Origin of the sequence: Pedobacter sandarakinus, assembly GCF_026240095.1 — a bacterium.
Taxonomy (GTDB): Bacteria; Bacteroidota; Bacteroidia; order Sphingobacteriales; family Sphingobacteriaceae; genus Pedobacter; species Pedobacter sandarakinus.
This window is the reverse complement of the sequence record NZ_JAPIVG010000008.1, coordinates 13697-32907: the sequence shown is the minus strand read 5'-3', so window position 1 is coordinate 32907 and position 19211 is coordinate 13697. Positions and strand designations below refer to the sequence as shown.

Sequence of the window (19211 nt, the reverse complement as noted above, 5' to 3'; positions counted from 1 at the left end):
AATTTTTTTAAAGGCTATTTCACCAATGTGCCAATAGGTTCGCCGTTGGCTATTTTCATGAAATTTCCGTGTTTATTCATGTCAAACACGATAATAGGCACTTGGTTTTCTTCGCAAAGGGTAAATGCCGTCATATCCATAACATTTAATCCTTTAGCATATACTTCTTTAAACGTAATTTCTTCGTATTTGGTTGCCAAAGGATCTTTTTCCGGATCAGCAGTATAGATACCATCAACGCGTGTGCCTTTTAAAACGGCATCTGCTTTAATTTCTATCGCCCTTAATGCAGCTGCAGAGTCTGTGGTAAAGTATGGGTTGCCTGTACCAGCCCCAAAAATTACCACCCTACCTTTTTCTAAGTGGCGCACAGCTCTTCTTCTGATGAATGGCTCGCAAATTTGTTCCATTTTAATGGCAGTGAGCAGTCGGGTTTTTATACCCACTTTCTCTAAAGCATCTTGCAAGGCCATGGAATTGATCACTGTTGCCAACATACCCATGTAATCTGCCTGTGCTCTATCCATCCCACTTTTTTCGGCACTTAAACCTCTGAAAATATTTCCGCCGCCTATTACGATTGCGATTTCCAAACCTTTATCATGTACGGCTTTAATATCCTCGGCATACTGTTTAACTCTCTCGTTATCAATGCCATATTGTTTGTCGCCCATTAGCGATTCTCCGCTAAGTTTTAATAGGATGCGTTTGTATTTCATGACCTCAAAAATATTAACATTTTTTTAATACCTGGCTATGCTTTTTAACAATTGATGTAAATATTTAGATTGAAACCGTTTGGCCTTTAAAAAATACCTTTTGTAACGCCAACTCCTCATCCACAACCAGCAGGTTGGCCTGTTTACCGAGGGCAATCTGGCCCATTAGATTATCGATGCCCATTAACTTCGCTGGATAGCTTGTTGCCATTTTAATTGCTTCTGCCAGTTCAATACCACAGTGTATAACACAGTTTTTAACTGCTTGTAACATTGTTAAAGATGAGCCAGAGAGTGTTCCATCTGGCATTACAAACTTGTCGCCGCTTTTAACATGTTGGTATGGGCCATTGCTGCATTCCGTTACCGCATCTGTAATTAGAAACAGCCTATCTTCTAATAATTTTTTGGCGAATTTTACCACTTCAAAATCTACATGCCTTCCATCAGCAATAATACTGGCCATGGCTTTATGGTGGTTAAAAATTGCGGTAGGTATGCCAGGTTCGCGATGATGAACAGGGCTCATGGCATTAAAAAGATGCGTTGTGGTTTGGATACCTTTATTATACGCGTTTGTTGCTTCTTGATGCGTTGCATTGCTGTGGCCCAAAGATACTACAACACCGTTGTCTAACAAATATGCAATTACCCGATCATCTTGCAATTCGGGCGCAATTGTCATCATCTTAATTACGCCATCTGCAAAATCTAATAATTCCTTAATCTCTTCGAGACTTGCTTTTCTAACAAATTCCGGAACGTGTGCGCCTAATCTTTTAGGGTTTAAAAAGGGACCTTCTAAATGCAAGCCTAAACAGTTCTTTGCAATGGTGCGATGTTCTTTAGCTGCTTTGATACACTCGTTAAAAACATCTGGTGTATTCGTAGCCATGCAGGCTAAAAAGCCCGTTGTGCCTTTTTTTAACAAATCATCTTCCATAATGGTTAAAGATTCTACTGTTGGGTTGGCCGAAAATAATCTGCCACCGGCACCATAAATTTGTAAATCGATAAAACCTGGAACAATGAATGTGTCAGCGGAGTTTTTGCCGTCTGCATTCCCGATAGACACGATTTTACCGTCTTGAATGTTTATGCTTTTGCTTTCATACAGTGTATTATTCTGGTAAAACTTTATATTGGATAGGTTTAACATAGGTTTGCTTTTAAAGTGCCTAATTTACTAAGATGATAGCTAATTTTGCGTTTTTATGAACAAACTTCAATAATAAACCCGATAGCGTGAAAATACTTTTTGTTGCAATTGTATGGTAGGTTATCACCATGTTCATGCTACTATTGCTGCTGTAGGAAAGAAGGCCGAAGCCAAAAAGATTGAAACAAGAGCGGGGCTGCAGTTGCCAAGCATTGCGAGCCGTTCATTTTCTAAAAAAAGGATATAAAAAAACCGCCCAGATTTACATCGGGCGGTTTCTATAATTTTATTTATGCTTATGCACCTAATTGTACACGTTTGAAAGCAGTTACGGTTAAACCTTTAGCAGTGTTATCTAAAAATTTACGAACATCCATAGAGCCATCTTTTACAAACTCTTGGTTTAATAAAGTGCTGTCTTTGTAGAATTTGTTCAATTTACCTGCAGCAATTTTTTCAACCATTTCTTCTGGTTTACCTTCCTGGCGGATAACGTCTTTCGCAATTTCGATTTCACGCTCGATAGTAGCCGGATCTACACCATCTTTATCTACAGCAACTGGGTTCATTGCAGCAATTTGCATTGCAACATCTTTACCTGCTTCAGTAATATCTGCGCCATTAGCACCTTGGAAAACTACTAAAACACCCATTTTACCGTTAGAGTGGATATAAGAAACGATTTTTTCGCCAGAGATATTTGCATAGTCCTGGATAACGATTTTTTCGCCAATTTTACCTGTTAACTCAGTAATGGTTTCAGCAACTGAACGGCCATCTTCTAAAGTAATAGCAGATAATTCTTCGATAGAAGCAGGGTTGTTGGCAACCGCCGCAGCTAAAACAGCCTGTGCAAGGTTACGGAAATCTTCAACTTTAGAAACTGGCTCAGTTTCGCAAGCTAAAGCAACTAATTTACCATTAGTGCCATCAGCAGAAACTTCGATAGATACTAAACCTTCTGAAGTAGCATTACCAGAACGAGCGGCAGATACCTTTTGACCTTTTTTACGCAATAAATCAACAGCAGCTTCGAAATCGCCATTAGCTTCTACTAGAGCTTTTTTGCAATCCATCATACCAGCGCCAGTTTGTTGGCGTAGTTTATTTACATCTGCGGCAGTAATTTGTACTGTAGACATTTTATTTCCTTTTTTAAAGTTTACAATCTTGTTATAACAATTACAGGTTACAAATTACAAGCGCTAAGTTAAACTCATATTAAGCCAACTTAAAACCTGAAACCAGTAACCTGCAATTAAAAAATATTACTATTCTTCTGTTTTACTTTCTTCTGATGAAGACGCTTCAACTTCTGCTTCAGCAGCTTTTTTACGTCTTGGCTCTTTTACTTCAGGAGCATCAGCTGCTGCTTTAGCTGCTACTGCTTCTTTTTCAGCCTCATCATCTTTTTCGCGTTTACGCTCGTCTAAACCTTCTTCAATCGCTTTGATAATTACATCAGTAATTAACGAGATAGATTTTGTAGCATCATCATTCGCCGGAATAGGGAAATCGATGTTAGAAGGATCAGAGTTTGTATCAACCATCGCAAAAGTTGGGATGTTTAATTTTAACGCTTCAGTTACCGCGATGTGCTCTTTCTTAACATCAATTAAGAATAAAGCTGCAGGTAAACGGTTTAAATCAGCAATACCACCTAAAAGTGATTCTAATTTAATACGCTCACGCTGAATCATTAAACGCTCTTTTTTAGATAAGATCGAATAAGTACCGTCTTTAGTCATTTTATCGATGTTAGACATCTTTTTAATTGACTTGCGAACAGTAGCAAAGTTAGTTAACATACCACCCAACCAACGCTCGGTTACGAAAGGCATGTTTACTTTTTTAGCTTGCTCAGCTACAATTCCTTTAGCTTGTTTTTTTGTTGATACAAATAAAACTTTACGTCCTGATTTTACGATTTGTTTAATCGCAGCCGCAGCTTCTTCAGTTTTAGTTAAAGTTTTGTTTAAATCTATAATGTGAATTCCATTACGCTCCATGAAAATGTAAGGAGCCATTTTTGGATTCCATTTACGGGTAAGGTGACCAAAGTGTACACCTGCATCCAATAAGTCTTGATAAGTTGTTCTTGCCATTGTCTTTGCCTCCTGTGATTAACGTTTACTGAATTGGAATTTCTTACGAGCTTTAGCACGTCCTGGTTTTTTACGCTCAACCATACGCATATCACGCGTCATTAGGCCTTTAGCACGTAATGCAGGTTTTTTCTCCGCATCTAGTTCAACAATCGCTTTAGCAATAGCTAAACGAACAGCTTCTGCTTGTCCTTTTACTCCACCACCTTGTACGTTTACAGTAATATCATAACGGCCAGTAAGCTCAGAAACCTCTAAACTCTGGTTTACGATATATTGCAAAGGTAAAGTTGGGAAATATTCTTTGTGATCTTTACCGTTTACGGTAATTGCGCCAGCACCATCTTTTAAGTAGATACGTGCAACAGCTGTTTTTCTTCTGCCTGAAGTGTTAGTAATTGACATTTCTTAAAGTTTAATGGTTTTTGGAGACTGAGCTGCATGAGGATGAGTTTCACCAGCATACACAAAAAGATTGGTGTAAAGTTTTTTACCCAATTTAGTTTTCGGTAACATACCACGTACCGCTTTCTCGATTACACGTTGAGGGTGTTTCGCCATTAACTCCTTTGGAGAAATAAAACGTTGACCACCTGGATAACCAGTATAAGAAACATATTGCTTTTCGCTGAATTTGTTTCCTGTCAATTTAACCTTGTCTGCATTGATAACGATTACATTATCGCCGCAATCTACGTGTGGGGTGTACTCTGGCTTGTTTTTACCACGGATGATCATAGCGATCTTCGATGACAAGCGCCCCAAAATCTCGCCTTGCGCATCAACAACAATCCACTGTTTGTTAACAGTTTTCGCATTGGCCGAGACAGTTTTGTAACTTAACGTATTCACTTGCTTGTATTTAATTTATTAAACAATTTATTATTCCCATTAAAATTGGGACTGCAAAGATAGAGAGAATACTTTTATTATCAAATAGTTGATGAGAAAAAAGTTGAAGGTTATTAGGTATTAGTTTTAAGATCGCTTAGATAGACTTAGGGCTAACGGTATTGTGGTTAGTCCCGCTCTTTTAAAGGGGTGTTAGTACGGTGGCGTGTTTTATTTTTTTGTAAATCAATTACAGTAATCCTTCGGTGGGTTTCAGCCCCGCTTTTTGTTGCAATCTTTTGCCATGGTCGTCATTGCGAGGAACGCAGCAATCTCAAGCAAAAGGATTTCCACTTCAATCGGGTTTAAAATAGCCTTGGTCCAGGAGTGAGATTGGTTTTCTACCCTGATTATTTAAGATCTTAATATTACATATTGTGATTTTAAACGATAATTATGAATTGTGATCATTCTCTGTAAGGACCTTTAACTTTAATCATCAAAATGAGGATTATAGAAACAGCCGTACAAAGCAGAAATATTTTAGCTCCCATAGCTTACTATAAAACTCTATAATTTAGAACATATCTAGAGCAAAGATCCTGAAATCGTTATTCCTTCACCATTCCAAACAGCCAAAAGTTCCAAAACAAATAAGTGCGACTATAACAAATAATTTTTTCATATACATAAAAGTATTAATATTCGTCCTACTGATCATCAAGCTTAAAGCCAATTCTACATAGAAATTCTATCTATAATTAATTATATTTGTGTAATGCCAAAACTCTATGAATATTTAGGTCTTATTATACTTTTTTATTCCAACGAGCATGAGCCGATTCATGTTCATGGGAAATATTAAGGTATGGAAAGTAAAGCCGAAATAATATTTATTAATGGTGTTTTTAAAGAGATTGTAATTTCTGATGTTAAAGGTAAAAAGCCTTTAGATTCAAAAAACCTAAAAAATTTTAAGGTTTTTGTCGAAGCATATAGAAATGATATCGTTACCAAATGGGTCGATTATTTCATTTACAACAAACCAATACAATCAGCAGTAATAACTAAAAAAAATATAGCTATGGTTATTGAAATTAAAAAAGCTGAGTATTTTGAAGATTATAAAATTGCTTTCGAATTTTCTGATCGCGTAAACCAGATTGTAGATTTTGAAAATTTCTTAAGTTTATCAAAAAATCCAATGACAAAAAAATACTTGGATAGAGGTAAGTTTAAAAATTTTACTATCGAGTTTGGTGATATTATTTGGAATGACTACGAAATGTGTTTCCCTATTTGGGATTTGCATAGTGGTAAAATTTAGAGATATTTTACAATTTTCTACAACATCTTCTTAAACTTCTTCATACAGGTTTACCATAACTTTTATATTCCTTTATCCAGTTCCATAAGGCGAAAGCGGCAATCAAAGTAAAAAGGACGTACTCCACACCAAAGAACATGGCGCCCTTTAAAAAATACAGGTAGGTGGCCACCACGTCTATCATCAACCAAATAATCCAGCATTCTATTCGTTTCTGTATCATTAAAAAAGTGGTAATTACACTCATTACCAAAATAAACGAATCTACAAATGGATAGGCGCTAGGTAGGTTAAACACCAAGGGGAACCAATGGTGCAACTGTGCCGCTAAGCTGCCAATTACAAATGTGCCGGCAGTGCCAGCAACGAGCCAAATCAGAAATTGCTTTTTGGGCAGGTAACTCACCTTCAACTCTTTTTTGCGATCCTCTTCTGCAGGATTAGGGTTAGCCCATCTCCACCAACCTAAAATATTGGTAACGAAGAAAAAACCCATTAAGAACATATCGGGGTACAGCTGAATTTGATAATAGAAGAAGGCAGACAAGAATACATTTACAATGCCTGCTGGCCAGCTCCAAATATTAGCTTTGGCCGAGAGAATAACCGATACAACGCCGGTAAGTACAGCGAAGAATTCGAGGTAGCTCATTTGGTAGCCCAGTACAGTAAAAAAGATACTACGGGTATCAAAAAAATTCATACTTAAAATGGTTTACATGCCTAAAATATGTAAATAAATGCAGCTTTGATTTTCAGGTCGAAAACAAAATTAAAAACAGGTATGTTGATAAGTTAGACATTAGACCAAATATAACTGACTTACCAATTTCGAGAAGGAAAATTAGCTTTGCTTGATTGCCACATTTGCCAGGCATGCCTAGGTCTAATACAATTTGCAAATTTTGTATCTTTGTACATAATTACATGGGAAAACAAAAATTTTATGATACTGCGATCAAGCAGGAGCGAGCCATTTTGGTCGGAGTAGTTACCCCGGGAGAGAAGGAAGAGCAAACAAAGGAATATTTAGACGAGCTCGCCTTCTTGGTAGATACTGCAGGAGGGAAGGTAGAAAAGGTTTTTACGCAGAAAATGCTTAAACCAGAGCGTGCCACTTTCGTGGGTACCGGGAAATTAGAAGAAATTAAAGCCTACGTTAAATCTGAGGAGATTGATACCGTTGTTTTCGATGATGAACTTTCGCCATCTCAACTGCGTAACATCGACAGAGAGTTGGGGGTGAAAGTTTTAGATAGAAGTAATCTCATCTTAGATATTTTCGCAAGCAGGGCCCAAACGGCACAGGCGAAAACTCAGGTAGAACTGGCGCAATTGCAATATGTTTTACCTCGGTTAACCGGTATGTGGACCCACCTTGAACGTCAGAAAGGTGGTATTGGTATGCGTGGACCTGGTGAAACGCAAATTGAAAGTGACAGGCGGATTATTTTAAATAAGATTTCCTTGCTTAAGGAGCGTTTAAGAAATATCGATAAACAAAATGAAACGCAGCGAAAAAATCGGGGACAATTAATTCGTGTTGCCCTGGTCGGTTATACCAACGTAGGTAAATCTACTATCATGAATATGCTTTCAAAATCGGAGGTATTTGCAGAGAATAAGCTGTTCGCTACGCTGGATACAACGGTTAGAAAGGTGGTTATCGAAAATCTTCCTTTCTTATTATCAGATACAGTAGGATTTATTAGGAAATTACCTCACCATTTGGTAGAGTGCTTCAAATCTACCCTAGACGAAGTTCGGGAGGCTGATTTACTCATCCACGTAGTAGATGTATCGCATCCTAATTTCGAAGACCAGATTAATACCGTAAATGAAACTTTAAAAGATATTGGTGCAGTAGATAAAGACATGATTTTGGTGTTTAACAAGATAGATGCTTATGTTTCGCCAGAGGTAGACAATGAAGACGACGACGGAAAGCTAAGTTTGGATGATTTTAAAAAAAGCTGGATGAGTCATGGCAAAGTACCTGTGTTGTTTATTTCGGCTACCGAAAAGGAAAATATAGAAGAGTTTAAAACATTGCTATACGATAAGGTAAAAGATGCTCATGTGGCTAGGTACCCGTACGATAGTAATTTGTTATATTAGTTTATTAGGTCGAGCAACGTAAGATTTCGTGTCGGCAATAGATTCAGGATGGTCTGCCAAGGGCCTAGATTGAGATAGAAGGAAAATTATGGAAAGTAAACGTCAGCAGAAATTTGCAGGAGTACTACAGGAAGAGTTAGCACAGGTTTTTCAACGAGAAGGCGCTGCCTTTTTGCCTAATACCCTGGTAACTATTACCCGGGTTAGGGTTTCACCAGATTTAGCAGTAGCAAAAGTTTATCTAAGCTTTTTTAACACCACCAACACAACATTATCTATTAACACAGTTAATGCACATGCAGGTGAAATAAGGTATAAGCTAGGTGCCAGGATTCGCCACCAGGTAAGGGTAGTGCCAGAGCTTACTTTTTTTGTAGATGACACCAACGAATATGTAGAACGGATGGATCACCTTTTCGATAAAATAGCGAAAGAACCAAGGCAAAAAGAAGAGGACAACGAAGAGTAATACTTTGAGAAAGTTAAGAGAACCCGTTAATTTTTTTACACATTTTATACCCGCATTGGTAGCAATCCCTGCGGGTTATTTTTTGTTAGTTAAATGCCATACGCCAATAGCATTTACAGCAGCGTGGATCTATAGCATCGGGATGTTTGTTCTCTTTTCGGTAAGTGCTATGTATCATGGCTATCCGGCCAGTGATTATGGCATTCGGTTTTGGCAAAAGTTAGACCATTGTTGTATTTACTTAATGATTGCCGGTTCTTATACGCCCACTGCACTATTGGTGTTCGATGGCTATTTGCGTTGGGGGCTTTTTACTATTGTTTGGCTTATTGCTCTTGTAGGCTGCTTATTGAAAGTTTTTAATCGGCTCAAAAGCACTTTAATCTCGGTGTCGATTTATATATTAATGGGCTGTTTGATAGTTCCGCTGTTACAAAAAATGCTCATTACCTTATCCATCGGTGCTATTTTCTGGTTGCTGCTGGGCGGTGTTTTGTACATAAGCGGCACCTATTTTTACGCTAAAGACAAACAGATGTACCGCTGGATGCATAGCCACGAGCTTTGGCACCTCTTCGTTATTGGAGGCGCACTTGCTCATTACATTTACAACTACATTTACATCTTCAAGTGAAATGAAACCTTTTGATCAAGTTATCGCCGCTAATTTTGAAAAGCTGCACCATGTTGTAGATTTTAACCCTGGCACAGATAAAGTCCTTGAACTGGATTTTACGGCCACCAATGCAGCGCTAACCCCCGAAATTTTGGGCGACACCGAATCGTTCGCGACATGGATTAATCAGCATTTGGCTAAAAATGGTGCTTCTCATGGTATTGGTGGTTACGATGAACACCGAACCATTTATGCTCGAAGTGCACATTTTGATGCAGGGGAAGAACCCAGAAGGTTACATTTGGGGGTAGACATCTGGGCGCCGGCACTAACACCAATTTACAATTTTTACGATGCCACGGTGCATAGTTTTGCCAACAACAACAACTTTGGCGATTATGGCGCAACGATAATTTTAAGCTACAATATAGACGGATTTGAATTTAACGTACTATACGGGCATTTAAGCCTAGCATCTCTTAACAATTTAGTAGTTGGTAAGCATATTAGCGCTGGGGAGCAGTTTGCTACCCTAGGTTTAAAAGAAGAAAACGGTTATTGGCCGCCCCATTTGCATTTTCAGATTATAAAAAACATGTATGGACTTAAAGGCGATTACCCTGGGGTTTGCAAATTTAGCGAGCGATCGCAATACCTGGCCAATTGCCCAGACCCAAATTTAATCTTGAAGCGCACTTTCAGTTTGAAATAAAAATGTAAGTTTTCTGTCGAAGCCTCTTAAAAGCAGGCTTTTTTTATTAAATTGGTAACAATGAGGAAGTTGTTGATTTTTATTTTTTTGATTAGTGCTTTTGTTTGCAATGCGCAACTGCAATTTAAATCTGGCAAGAGCGGATGGTCAGACTTCTTGCGCAATAACACCATTTATCCGGGTTTTTCGAAAGCAAATTGCATCCAGGGAACGGTTAATGTAAGTTTCAAACTAGATCAAGATGGCAAGGTTTTTTATTCGAAAATAAGTAAGGGCATTTTATCTGATTTAGATGAAGAAGCTTTGCGTTTGGTAAGGATGAGCAGCGGAAAGTGGCAGGTGCCAGCTAACTACGATACCACCACCTCTGTAATTGTTCCAGTAACTTTTAAGCTCCAGGGCTATAACTGTGAAGGCAGATCAAGTAGCGATATCCAAACATCCATCCAAGCATACCGGGCAGAAGAAGAACTTACCAATTCAGTAATCAATTTCTATAAAAACATTGATAAGGCGCAACCCGGTCAAGAAGTGCAATTTATCGCAATTAAGAAGCAGTTAGGGATAGATGATGAATACCTTAATTCCAGGATTGAGAACGGGCTAAAAAAAATAAAGCAAGGAGATAGGCAGGGCGCATGTGAAGATTTTTTGTTTGTTAAGCATATGGGTAGTAGCTTAGCAGATGAGTATCTATCCAAGTACTGCCAATAAATGAAAAATACAGCCAGGTTTTTTGCTTTGCTTGATGTTATTAGTATACTGCTGCTAATGAAGCAGTTTTGGGGCATGGTCACCCATCTCAATCTCATTCCCGATCAAACCTTATCGCAGGTAAAAGTTTACTTCACCCTATTTGTGTTCGTTTCACTCTTTATCTCTGCAGTTGGCTTGGCCTTATTCAAGTCATTTGGATTTATTATGTATTATATCCAATTCCCTTTCCGCCTGGTGGTATGGATTTTTTCTTTCGGTTTTATTACATTTCTTCCCGAATGGTTTGGCCTAAGCGATGGTTGGTTTACCATTCTTTTTAAGCTTTGTTTTATTGCAGAGGTTTTCCGACTATACTTCACTGTTAAACTCCATCGGAAATTGCCTAGGTAATTACGGTAATGGCAGCAGGTAAAATTTTAGCTTCAACTGTATTTACTTTGCCAACATATTCGCCATCAACCTGGAAATGGACTTTATGTTTAGATGATATTTTCACCTCTTCCGTTTGAAAAACTTCGATTTTCTTTGGGTTAAACGGAATTTTAGTTAGCCAGATTTTTAAGATTTCGAGATAAGAATAATCTTTAACTACTACAATTTCAAACAGATTATCGTCTAATTTTCCGTCAGGATTTATCTTCAGGCCGGTACCATACATGGTGGCATTGGCTATGGCTACCATTGCAGCAGCAGATTTTATATGCTTACCTTCAATATTTAGTTCTACTTGCATCCGCTTATGGTTCCATAGCGCATGCCATGTTGCTTTTGCATATCCCCACATGCCACGGTCAGGTAGCATATCAAATTTTTTAACCAAATAGGCATTAAAGCCCAAATCAGATAGATGAATACAAATTTCATCGTTAAGTTTAACTGCATGTATTTTACGTGGTGTACCTTGTTCCACTACATCCAGTGCCAACTCAATATCGGTAGGGATACCCAGTTCTTTGGCCATCCCATTTGCAGATCCGGCGGGAATGATGCCAATGGGAGTATCCGTGTTTAACAGGCATTCGGCAACCAGTTTTAAGGTTCCATCGCCACCAACAGCAACAACCCGATCTGCTTTTTCCTGATTTATTTTTTGCTTAATCTTTTCAATGTCGCAATCTTCAGGGAGTTCAAAAATTTCAACTGAGCTATCTTTATCAGCAAAGTGCGTAGAAATTACTTCCTTCAAGTCAATATCATGACTTCCAGAACCCGGATTTACAATAAATAGCAATTTCATCTTTCTTATGGCTTTACACACAAACAAGTTTTGCCTAACTCTGTTTTACTATCAATGAATAAAAGTGTTAGTGTAAAAGTTTATCGTGGTTATGGGCACAAACATAATCTAGTAGTATATGGTCATGTATTTAAAAAGAAAGCAAAAACACAGCAAATTTTTAGCAATAATATTTTCATCAACATTATCCACCTACTAAAGCTTTTTATCTTAAAGCCTTACCCTTCTTTGTCGGTAAGGTTGCAGTTTTTCGGTCAAACGGTTTACAACAAAACCGAAAAAGATGGCTTTTTTAAATTTGAATGGGAGGCCGAAGAAGACGTTGCCGGGGGTTGGCATTTTGTTAAAGTAGATGCGTTAGATGAGCAGGGAAACGTATTAAATAGTGGCGAAGGAAAAGTTTATGTACCACACATTACACAATATGGGTTCATCTCTGATGTAGACGACACCGTAATGGTATCTCATTCGGCAACAATTGGCCGCCGGCTAAGAGAGCTTTTTATCAAAAATCCACATACCCGCAAAACCTTTCCAGAAGCTGCAAGCCATTACCAACAACTGGCTTTGGCACATACCGAGAAAGACCAACCGAACCCTTTTTTTTATGTGAGTAGCAGCGAATGGAATTTGTACGATTACCTGGTTGAAACTTTTCACTTTAATAAGCTTCCCGATGGGGCTTTTCTGCTAAATACCCTAAAACGTTGGAAAGATTTGATTAAGACAGGAAAGACAGGGCATGAAGGGAAGCTGCTTAGGGTAATGCGGATTTTGGATGCATTTCCAAACCAAAAGTTTGTATTCTTTGGCGATAATTCTCAGCAGGATCCACACATTTATGCCTCTATTGTAGAAAAATATCCGGTAAATATCGCTGCGGTTTACATTCGGAACATTGTGCCAGCAAATGCTGAGGACACGAAAATTACGTTGCAAAAAATTGAGGATAAGGGGGTAAGTACTTGTCTTTTTGTTGATAGCAACGAAGCCATTGCGCATTCGAAAGCTTTGGGTTTAATTGCGCAAGATTAGAAGCGCAAGTGTAGTACACATTTGTTGCAGCAGTCCCACTTTCCATTGCAAGTCCTCGCCCAATGAAAAATTGGGCTGTGGGCTTTCCATTTCAATTGGGGCTATAGTACGGGCGTAATTCGCATTTTTTTGAGCAAGCTGTTGGTCTATTGCTTAAGAGATCGATTTTCCGAAGGGCGTAAAAGCCAGGTTCATTAACTTAAAATGCTGCCTGCCAAACGGGATCCCTATTATTGTAACGCAAAAAAGCAAGCCAAAAAATAAATGTGTTAGGGCAATCCAAAAGCCGCCGCACACCAGCCAAATTAAATTCATTACGGTAGAAAGGCATCCTGTGTTTGATGAGGTATCGGTAATTTTGATGCCAAAAGGGGCCAAGCCAACAATGGCAAATTTAAAGCATTGAATGCCAAAGGGAATGCCAACAATAGTAAGGCAAAGTATTAAGCCCCCAATAATATACTCGAAGAATATAAAAATACCACCAAAAATTATCCAGATGATGTTACCTAAAAAGTTCATTTTTGTTTTTAGGTTAAGATTGCATCCAAATTAGAATGTTACAAAATGAAGTATAAATTATGGGTTTGGGTTATCATCTCTCAACTTGGTTTTGTCATCTTTCGAAGTAGGTGAGGTGTTATCAAACTATTAACGAACGCGATTTGCTATTCCCCATCCGTTGGAGGCGTGGATGCGGAACAGACGGGGTGGTTAAGTTATATTCAACAGCTGGCAATATATTAGCTCCTAAATGCTAGAATAGCTAACCTTTTGCGAAGTCAAATGTATTTAGCGTTTTCCCTGAAAGTGGCTTTTTTATGTTTAACAGACAGTTCTAAAATAAACCCGATAGCAGCAAAAAAAAGCCCCAATTTGCTTATGATAGTGGGCTTTTTTTTGCGAATAGCGGGACCGAAGCTCAGCTATGATATGCAGGTTTTGCTTTCCAGAAAATTAAATAAAATCTAGGGTATTAAACTTTTTATTCAAGATATCGGCATTGTTTACATCGAGCCATTTATCTAAAATGGTACCGTAAACCTGTCTAAAGTCGAGTTGATATTTTAGATCGCCGGTATCTAAATCGCTTAAGTTTGGTGCTGAGTTGAAGATACCTTGTTTTTTTAAACGGCCTCCAAAAACAAACATGTTATTGGCGGTGCCGTGGTCGGTACCATTGCTGGCATTTTGCTCTACCCTGCGGCCAAATTCGGAGAAGGTTACCACCAAGGTATCTTCTAATTTGTTGTTGGTTTTTAGGTCTTTTAAGAATGCGGCCATACCTTCGCTATACTGTTTAAGCAGGTTGCCCTGTTGGTTAATTTGGTTTACGTGAGTATCGAAACCGCTGAGGGAAACATAATATACCCTTGTTTTTAAGCCCGACGAAATAAACTTAGACACTGTTTTTAGCTGATTGGCGAAACCACTCTGTGGGTAAGTAGATTTTGATTGATAAATTTTTGAGGTATTTTGAATATAGCTTGCTGATGATTGCGTTTCGATCATGGTTTTGTATAGATAACCCAAGTTATCTTCATCCAGATGCTCTTTATCGCTTTGCAGCATGGCTTTAAAAAATGGATCGTTGGTGTTGCGGTACAATGCTGCAGGATCTTTTAGGGCGATACCTTTTTTAGTTTGCCCCTTCATGGCCAGCGATAAAGAATCGTCTACTTCGATGGCGGTATAAGGGAATTTGCAGGTTTGGCAGTTGCTGTCTAAATAACGGCCAATCCACCCAGTAGATAGAAATTGGTTGCTATCGCTACCGGTTTGCCAAATATCCATCGAGCGGAAGTGAGAACGATCGGGATTTGGGTAACCTACATCATTAATGATAGTCATCCAGCCTTGGTCGTAAATTTCTTGCAGTGCCTTCATGTTGGGGTTTAGTCCCTGCATATCATTCAGCTTAATTACCTCCTCTGGCTTTATGGCAATGCCTCGTCTTTTTTGGTAGTAAATATCGTTTCCAAAAGGAACAACGGTATTTAGACCATCGTTACCACCAGAAAGTTGTACCACTACTAAATTTTTATATAGGCTTAGCTCACCTAGCGCCATGGCCTCTAGCGGTTTCATAAACGCAGGAACAAATAAAGAACCTGCTGCCACGAAACCTGTATTTCTTAAAAAATTTCTTCTGTTCATGTTACTAAGTGTTTATGAATTAGCAAAGTTGATATTCGGGCATGCTGGTTATTTCTACGGCTGTACTGCGTAAGCCCTTATTATCTGCCACCATGTTTGTTATTTTATCGTTTAACTTAGGTTGAAGTAAAAATTGTGTGAGGGCAAGGGGCGTAAGGCCTTTGGGAAGGGTAGCCAAAAATTTTGGCCAATCTGCGCTGGCATTTACGTAAGATTTTGGTTGATTGTTATTGGCATTTGCCGTATTGGTTCTGCTCAGGGCAATCACCGCCTCATCTTCAGGGTCTGCCTTGCCACTAAAGTCAATTTCGCCATCATTGAGTACTAGTGAAGGGATGCGCATTCGAAGCATGAGCGAAGAACTATCGATCCAGTTTTGCCCACCAGGCCAACCAGCCACATTTGGCGGGTTGAAAAGATATTGACCCAAGCTACTTTGTAATTGGATAAGCACCTGCGGCTTATTATAGGTAACATAAAATTCTCTACTGAGGCCAACTAAGAACTCAACCGGCGATTTTATTTTGTTACCAACATTTTCGCTGCTATAAAACCAGTCTGCCGTAAGGAGCTTGTGCATTAGGGCAGCGATATCGTACTTGCTGTTATAGAAATGACTGGCCAGCTCTTTTACATGTACTTCGTTAGGGGTATCATTAACAAAGAATCTGTAAGCTTTCCGAGCAATGAACTCGGCTGTTTGTGGTTTTTCGAGAATAATGTCGATGATATTTTCGCCCTCGAAATTGCCAACCTTACCGAAAAAGGTTTTGGTACCATCATCATGTAGCGCCTTACGAAAGATAAAAGATCCGTCTCTGTCGTACATCCATCCGGTAAATGCCCTGGCCGATTCTTTGATGTCGTTCTCGGCGTAATTTCCACGGCCTAAGGTGAATAATTCCATCAGCTCCCTGGCAAAATTTTCATTCGGTTTGCCCTTTCTGTTTTGCTGGTTGTTTAGGTATTGAAGCATGGCTGGCGATTTTGAAACTTCTACAAGTAACGTTTTGAAGCTACCTAAACCATGCGTTCTTTGGATATTATTGAGCTGCTGGGCGTACATTGGGTTATTGCTTCTGCAGGCAAAATGTCCGTGCCAAAAAAGCGTCATTTTTTCGCGTAACGGCGATTCGGTATTTATCATCTGGCTAATCCAGGCAATATTTAGATCCCTGCTTACCTCATTTTGCATCCGTACAATATCGCGACGCATTTTTTTTTCCTCTTCGCTGAGGTCTTTCTTGGAATATAACCCCGCTTGCGCCAGCATTTGCCTTTTAGATTCTGTTTGATCTACCAACGTAATTAAATCGTCTTTCTTCGGGGCCCGTAACAACTCTTCTACTACTTTATCAAGATTTTTATTGCTTATTTTAGTAAGGTCTGGATAGGCAATGCCGAAACCTGCTCTGTTGTAAAGGTGCTTTACTTTTGAGAAATTATCTTTTGCGCTCATAGGTGGACGGTTTAACAGTATGACAATAATTTAACGTTAGGGTTTAATGGTTGTTTTGTTTCTTACTTTAGCAATATGTTTTTTCAGTTACCAGATAATGAAGTCGTTTTTCCTAACCCATCTTTAGCAGACGAAGACGGATTACTTGCCATTGGCGGTGATTTAAGCCTGCAAAGGTTGTTGCTTGCTTATCAAAATGGAATTTTTCCATGGTTTAGTGAGGGTGACCCAATTTTATGGTATGCGCCCCATGAGCGCTGTGTAATTTATCCCGAAAAACTACTCATTAGCAAAAGCATGCGCAAACTTTTACGCGACAATTTATTTACAGTGACGTTCGATACTGCTTTTCAGGATGTTATTCGGAAATGCGCTAATACCAAGAGGAAAGGGCAAGATGGTACTTGGATTACCACCCAAATGCAGGAAGCTTATACAAACTTATTTGAAATTGGCTTCGCCCATAGTGTAGAGGTTTGGCTCAACAAAAAATTAGTTGGCGGACTTTACGGAGTGATGATCAATCGCGTTTTTTGCGGTGAAAGTATGTTTAGCATGGTAAGCAATGCATCCAAAGTCGCCCTTATTTACCTTAGCCGGCTTGATATTGATTTAATCGATTGCCAAATGCCTAACGACCATTTGATGAGCCTAGGCGCCGAAATGATGGACAGCAGCTCCTACCTGGAGATATTAAGAAGTGAATGATTTTATAAAAGACCTTCTTCTCTCATTGCTTTTTCTATTCTTCTATCGGGAATAAACCAGATACAGGCTACAATCGTGTACATTAAAACGCCGAGCCACGGCACCACAAAGCTTAAGCCCACACCCAAAACATAAAAAGTGAGTGAGATTTTTCCTTTACTGTCGTTCCCAATGGCATGCATCACAATAGAATCTTCTCCGTCGGTTTTTTTTAAAACAATAACTAAAATCGTGTACGCAACGGCGGCAAGGAAAAGCACTACACCATATACCACAACCGGCCAAAGCGCAAAATGGTTTTCGCCCATCCACCCGGCTGCAACGGGAAATAGAGAAAGCCAAAAGAGGAAGTTAAGATTTGCCCACAGCATGCGACCGCTTACTTTTTTAACCGCATGTAATAGGTGATGGTGATTGTTCCAATAGATGCCTACATAAACAAAGCTTAACAAATAACTGATAAATTTTGGCAGGAGCGGCTTAAGTGTGGTGAGGTGCTCACCTTCTGGCACCTTTATTTCGAGCACCATGATGGTAATGATAATGGCAATTACGCCATCACTGAAAGCTTCTAAACGACCTTTATTCATGTGATTTTTTTTCACAATTATCAACCAAAAAATCGAATAAACAAAAAACCTGCAAATTTATGTTTGCAGGCTTTGATTGTTTAAAGTTCTCTTACCCAAATGTTTCTAAAACTTATCGGCGGACTAGGGTCTCCGTGGTCTTGCAGTTTGATAGCTGATGGGCCGTGCTTCTTATATTCTGGTGCACCAATCCACCTGGTTTCGCCTTTTAATACAAAGTGGTTTTGAAGTAAGACACCATTTAAAAACACCGTTACGTTTGCGGGGCTTGCTACCGTACCATCTTCATTAAATCGTGGCGCATTCCAAATAATGTCGTAATACTGCCATTCGCCTGGTTTTTTATTTGCATTAGCCAAAGGAATAGCTTGCTTGTACACGCTTCCGGTTTGGCCATTTACATAGGTTGGGTTGTTATAGGCATCCATAATCTGGATTTCATAGCCGTTATCCCCATCGCCGGTTGATGCAAGAAAAACACCACTGTTACCCCTGGCCTGGTTGGTGCCAGTAATATTTGTTGGAATTTTCCACTCCATATGCAACTGGTAGTCGGTGAACTTTTTATTGGTTTCGATATTTCCCGTGCCTTTTTTTACAGTGAAAAAACCATCGTCAATTGTCCATGCTGCAGGTTTACCCGGGTTGTTTACCGAGTGCCAGGCATCTAAATTTCTGCCGTTAAAAAGAATAATGGCATCAGAGGGAGCCTCTTGAGGCAAGTTTCCTGGTTTTACCATTTTTGGAACAGGTTCCCAAACTTCTGTTTTTGCAGCTTCTGTAGCTGGATCTGTTTTTTTATCCTGCGCCAACGCCGCAAAGCCAAATAATGCCTGAATAAAAATTAATGCGTACTTGTTCATAATTATTGATTAACACTTTAAAGTTAACCAGTTTATTAAGAAATGGAAATTTGGTATTCAATTTATTACGCCAAATCTTCAAGTAAATTGGAATCGGTGATTATTAGTTCCTCGCTTTCTAGTTTTTCCTGTGCCGCAATGTCTTTAACCGGGCAGTAACCAGTAAGGCCGCGATACAATAAACCGGCACCAATGGCAGCGCCTGTTAGGCCCATAACTGGATGTGAAAATAAACTGGTAATGCCCTTAAAAAGCAGATAACCGCCAACGGCACCAGAAAGTACACGCTCTGATCTGGAAACATTTTCGAATAACTCTGGATATTTCCAGGCTTCTTTAACGTTGGTAATTGCGATATTGAAATTGTCGTTTGTCATGATAGCTATATT

The 19211-nt window shown here is 39.1% G+C and carries 23 protein-coding genes; 9 read left to right on the top strand and 14 right to left on the bottom strand.

The window, feature by feature from the left end:
* Positions 1–14: 14 nt before the first annotated feature.
* The 6 genes from pyrH to rplM all read right to left on the bottom strand — a co-directional run bounded on the left by pyrH (position 15) and on the right by rplM (position 4835).
* Positions 15–719 (bottom strand): UMP kinase, encoded by a 705-nt coding sequence (gene pyrH, locus OQ268_RS17355; RefSeq protein ID WP_265858048.1) that lies wholly within the window; start codon positions 717–719, stop codon positions 15–17.
* 64 nt (positions 720–783) lie between these two features.
* Positions 784–1878, bottom strand: coding sequence for an N-acetylglucosamine-6-phosphate deacetylase (gene nagA / locus OQ268_RS17350; protein WP_265858046.1), 1095 nt, complete (start codon positions 1876–1878; stop codon positions 784–786).
* A 296-nt stretch (positions 1879–2174) separates the two neighbouring features.
* Entirely contained in the window at positions 2175–3020 is an 846-nt protein-coding gene (gene tsf / locus OQ268_RS17345; RefSeq protein ID WP_265858044.1) for a translation elongation factor Ts, read from the bottom strand.
* A gap of 129 nt (positions 3021–3149) precedes the next feature.
* On the bottom strand, positions 3150–3983 hold the full coding sequence (rpsB, locus tag OQ268_RS17340; RefSeq protein WP_265858042.1) for a 30S ribosomal protein S2: 834 nt from the start codon (positions 3981–3983) through the stop codon (positions 3150–3152).
* Positions 3984–4001: 18 nt separating this feature from the next.
* Positions 4002–4388 (bottom strand): 30S ribosomal protein S9, encoded by a 387-nt coding sequence (gene rpsI, locus OQ268_RS17335; protein ID WP_265858041.1) that lies wholly within the window; start codon positions 4386–4388, stop codon positions 4002–4004.
* Between the two features lie 3 nt (positions 4389–4391).
* On the bottom strand, positions 4392–4835 hold the full coding sequence (gene rplM, locus OQ268_RS17330; RefSeq protein WP_010602007.1) for a 50S ribosomal protein L13: 444 nt from the start codon (positions 4833–4835) through the stop codon (positions 4392–4394).
* 847 nt (positions 4836–5682) lie between these two features.
* Between rplM and OQ268_RS17325 the strand changes: the two genes are divergently transcribed.
* Complete coding sequence (locus tag OQ268_RS17325) at positions 5683–6141, top strand: DUF2442 domain-containing protein (RefSeq protein ID WP_265858039.1); 459 nt, start codon at positions 5683–5685, stop codon at positions 6139–6141.
* A gap of 40 nt (positions 6142–6181) precedes the next feature.
* On the opposite strand, the gene pnuC is transcribed toward OQ268_RS17325, so the two are convergent.
* Positions 6182–6844: a nicotinamide riboside transporter PnuC gene (gene pnuC / locus OQ268_RS17320; RefSeq protein ID WP_265858037.1), complete on the bottom strand. Its 663-nt coding sequence runs from the start codon at positions 6842–6844 to the stop codon at positions 6182–6184.
* Between the two features lie 224 nt (positions 6845–7068).
* Here pnuC and hflX point away from each other — a divergent pair, with 224 nt between their 5' ends.
* The 6 genes from hflX (at position 7069) to OQ268_RS17290 (ending at position 11163) form a co-directional block, all read left to right on the top strand.
* Entirely contained in the window at positions 7069–8259 is a 1191-nt protein-coding gene (gene hflX, locus OQ268_RS17315) for a GTPase HflX (protein ID WP_265858036.1), read from the top strand.
* Positions 8260–8347: 88 nt separating this feature from the next.
* The gene (gene rbfA, locus OQ268_RS17310; RefSeq protein WP_265858034.1) at positions 8348–8728 is read left to right on the top strand and encodes a 30S ribosome-binding factor RbfA; all 381 of its coding nucleotides are present in this window, start codon (positions 8348–8350) and stop codon (positions 8726–8728) included.
* A 4-nt stretch (positions 8729–8732) separates the two neighbouring features.
* Positions 8733–9362, top strand: a complete 630-nt coding sequence (gene trhA / locus OQ268_RS17305) for a PAQR family membrane homeostasis protein TrhA (protein WP_265858031.1) — start codon at positions 8733–8735, stop codon at positions 9360–9362.
* A 1-nt stretch (position 9363) separates the two neighbouring features.
* Positions 9364–10056 (top strand): peptidoglycan DD-metalloendopeptidase family protein, encoded by a 693-nt coding sequence (locus OQ268_RS17300; protein WP_265858029.1) that lies wholly within the window; start codon positions 9364–9366, stop codon positions 10054–10056.
* Positions 10057–10116: 60 nt separating this feature from the next.
* Positions 10117–10770, top strand: a complete 654-nt coding sequence (locus OQ268_RS17295; RefSeq protein ID WP_265858028.1) for a TonB family protein — start codon at positions 10117–10119, stop codon at positions 10768–10770.
* 57 nt (positions 10771–10827) lie between these two features.
* Positions 10828–11163 carry a hypothetical protein gene (locus OQ268_RS17290; RefSeq protein WP_265858026.1) on the top strand — a complete coding sequence of 112 codons (336 nt, stop codon included), beginning with the start codon at positions 10828–10830 and terminating at the stop codon, positions 11161–11163.
* Here OQ268_RS17290 and OQ268_RS17285 read toward each other — a convergent pair.
* Positions 11156–12010, bottom strand: a complete 855-nt coding sequence (locus OQ268_RS17285; protein WP_265858024.1) for a diacylglycerol/lipid kinase family protein — start codon at positions 12008–12010, stop codon at positions 11156–11158. The two genes, OQ268_RS17290 and OQ268_RS17285, sit on opposite strands and share 8 nt — an antisense overlap.
* Positions 12011–12064: 54 nt before the next feature.
* Here OQ268_RS17285 and OQ268_RS17280 point away from each other — a divergent pair, with 54 nt between their 5' ends.
* Entirely contained in the window at positions 12065–13045 is a 981-nt protein-coding gene (locus OQ268_RS17280) for an App1 family protein (protein ID WP_265858022.1), read from the top strand.
* A 153-nt stretch (positions 13046–13198) separates the two neighbouring features.
* Here OQ268_RS17280 and OQ268_RS17275 read toward each other — a convergent pair whose 3' ends face one another.
* The 3 genes from OQ268_RS17275 to OQ268_RS17265 form a co-directional block, all read right to left on the bottom strand.
* The gene (locus tag OQ268_RS17275) at positions 13199–13567 is read right to left on the bottom strand and encodes a YccF domain-containing protein (protein ID WP_265858020.1); all 369 of its coding nucleotides are present in this window, start codon (positions 13565–13567) and stop codon (positions 13199–13201) included.
* Between the two features lie 435 nt (positions 13568–14002).
* Positions 14003–15202 (bottom strand): DUF1501 domain-containing protein, encoded by a 1200-nt coding sequence (locus tag OQ268_RS17270; protein ID WP_265858019.1) that lies wholly within the window; start codon positions 15200–15202, stop codon positions 14003–14005.
* Positions 15203–15221: 19 nt separating this feature from the next.
* Positions 15222–16661, bottom strand: coding sequence for a DUF1800 domain-containing protein (locus tag OQ268_RS17265; RefSeq protein ID WP_265858018.1), 1440 nt, complete (start codon positions 16659–16661; stop codon positions 15222–15224).
* Positions 16662–16736: 75 nt separating this feature from the next.
* Here OQ268_RS17265 and aat point away from each other — a divergent pair, with 75 nt between their 5' ends.
* Positions 16737–17369, top strand: coding sequence for a leucyl/phenylalanyl-tRNA--protein transferase (gene aat / locus OQ268_RS17260; RefSeq protein WP_265858016.1), 633 nt, complete (start codon positions 16737–16739; stop codon positions 17367–17369).
* 2 nt (positions 17370–17371) lie between these two features.
* Here the strand turns inward: aat and OQ268_RS17255 are convergent, their stop codons facing one another.
* The 3 genes from OQ268_RS17255 to OQ268_RS17245 form a co-directional block, all read right to left on the bottom strand.
* Positions 17372–17959 carry a TMEM175 family protein gene (locus OQ268_RS17255; RefSeq protein WP_265858014.1) on the bottom strand — a complete coding sequence of 196 codons (588 nt, stop codon included), beginning with the start codon at positions 17957–17959 and terminating at the stop codon, positions 17372–17374.
* 80 nt (positions 17960–18039) lie between these two features.
* Positions 18040–18822, bottom strand: a complete 783-nt coding sequence (locus tag OQ268_RS17250) for a 3-keto-disaccharide hydrolase (protein ID WP_265858012.1) — start codon at positions 18820–18822, stop codon at positions 18040–18042.
* Positions 18823–18887: 65 nt separating this feature from the next.
* Positions 18888–19199, bottom strand: coding sequence for a YgaP family membrane protein (locus OQ268_RS17245; RefSeq protein WP_265858010.1), 312 nt, complete (start codon positions 19197–19199; stop codon positions 18888–18890).
* Positions 19200–19211: the final 12 nt, after the last annotated feature.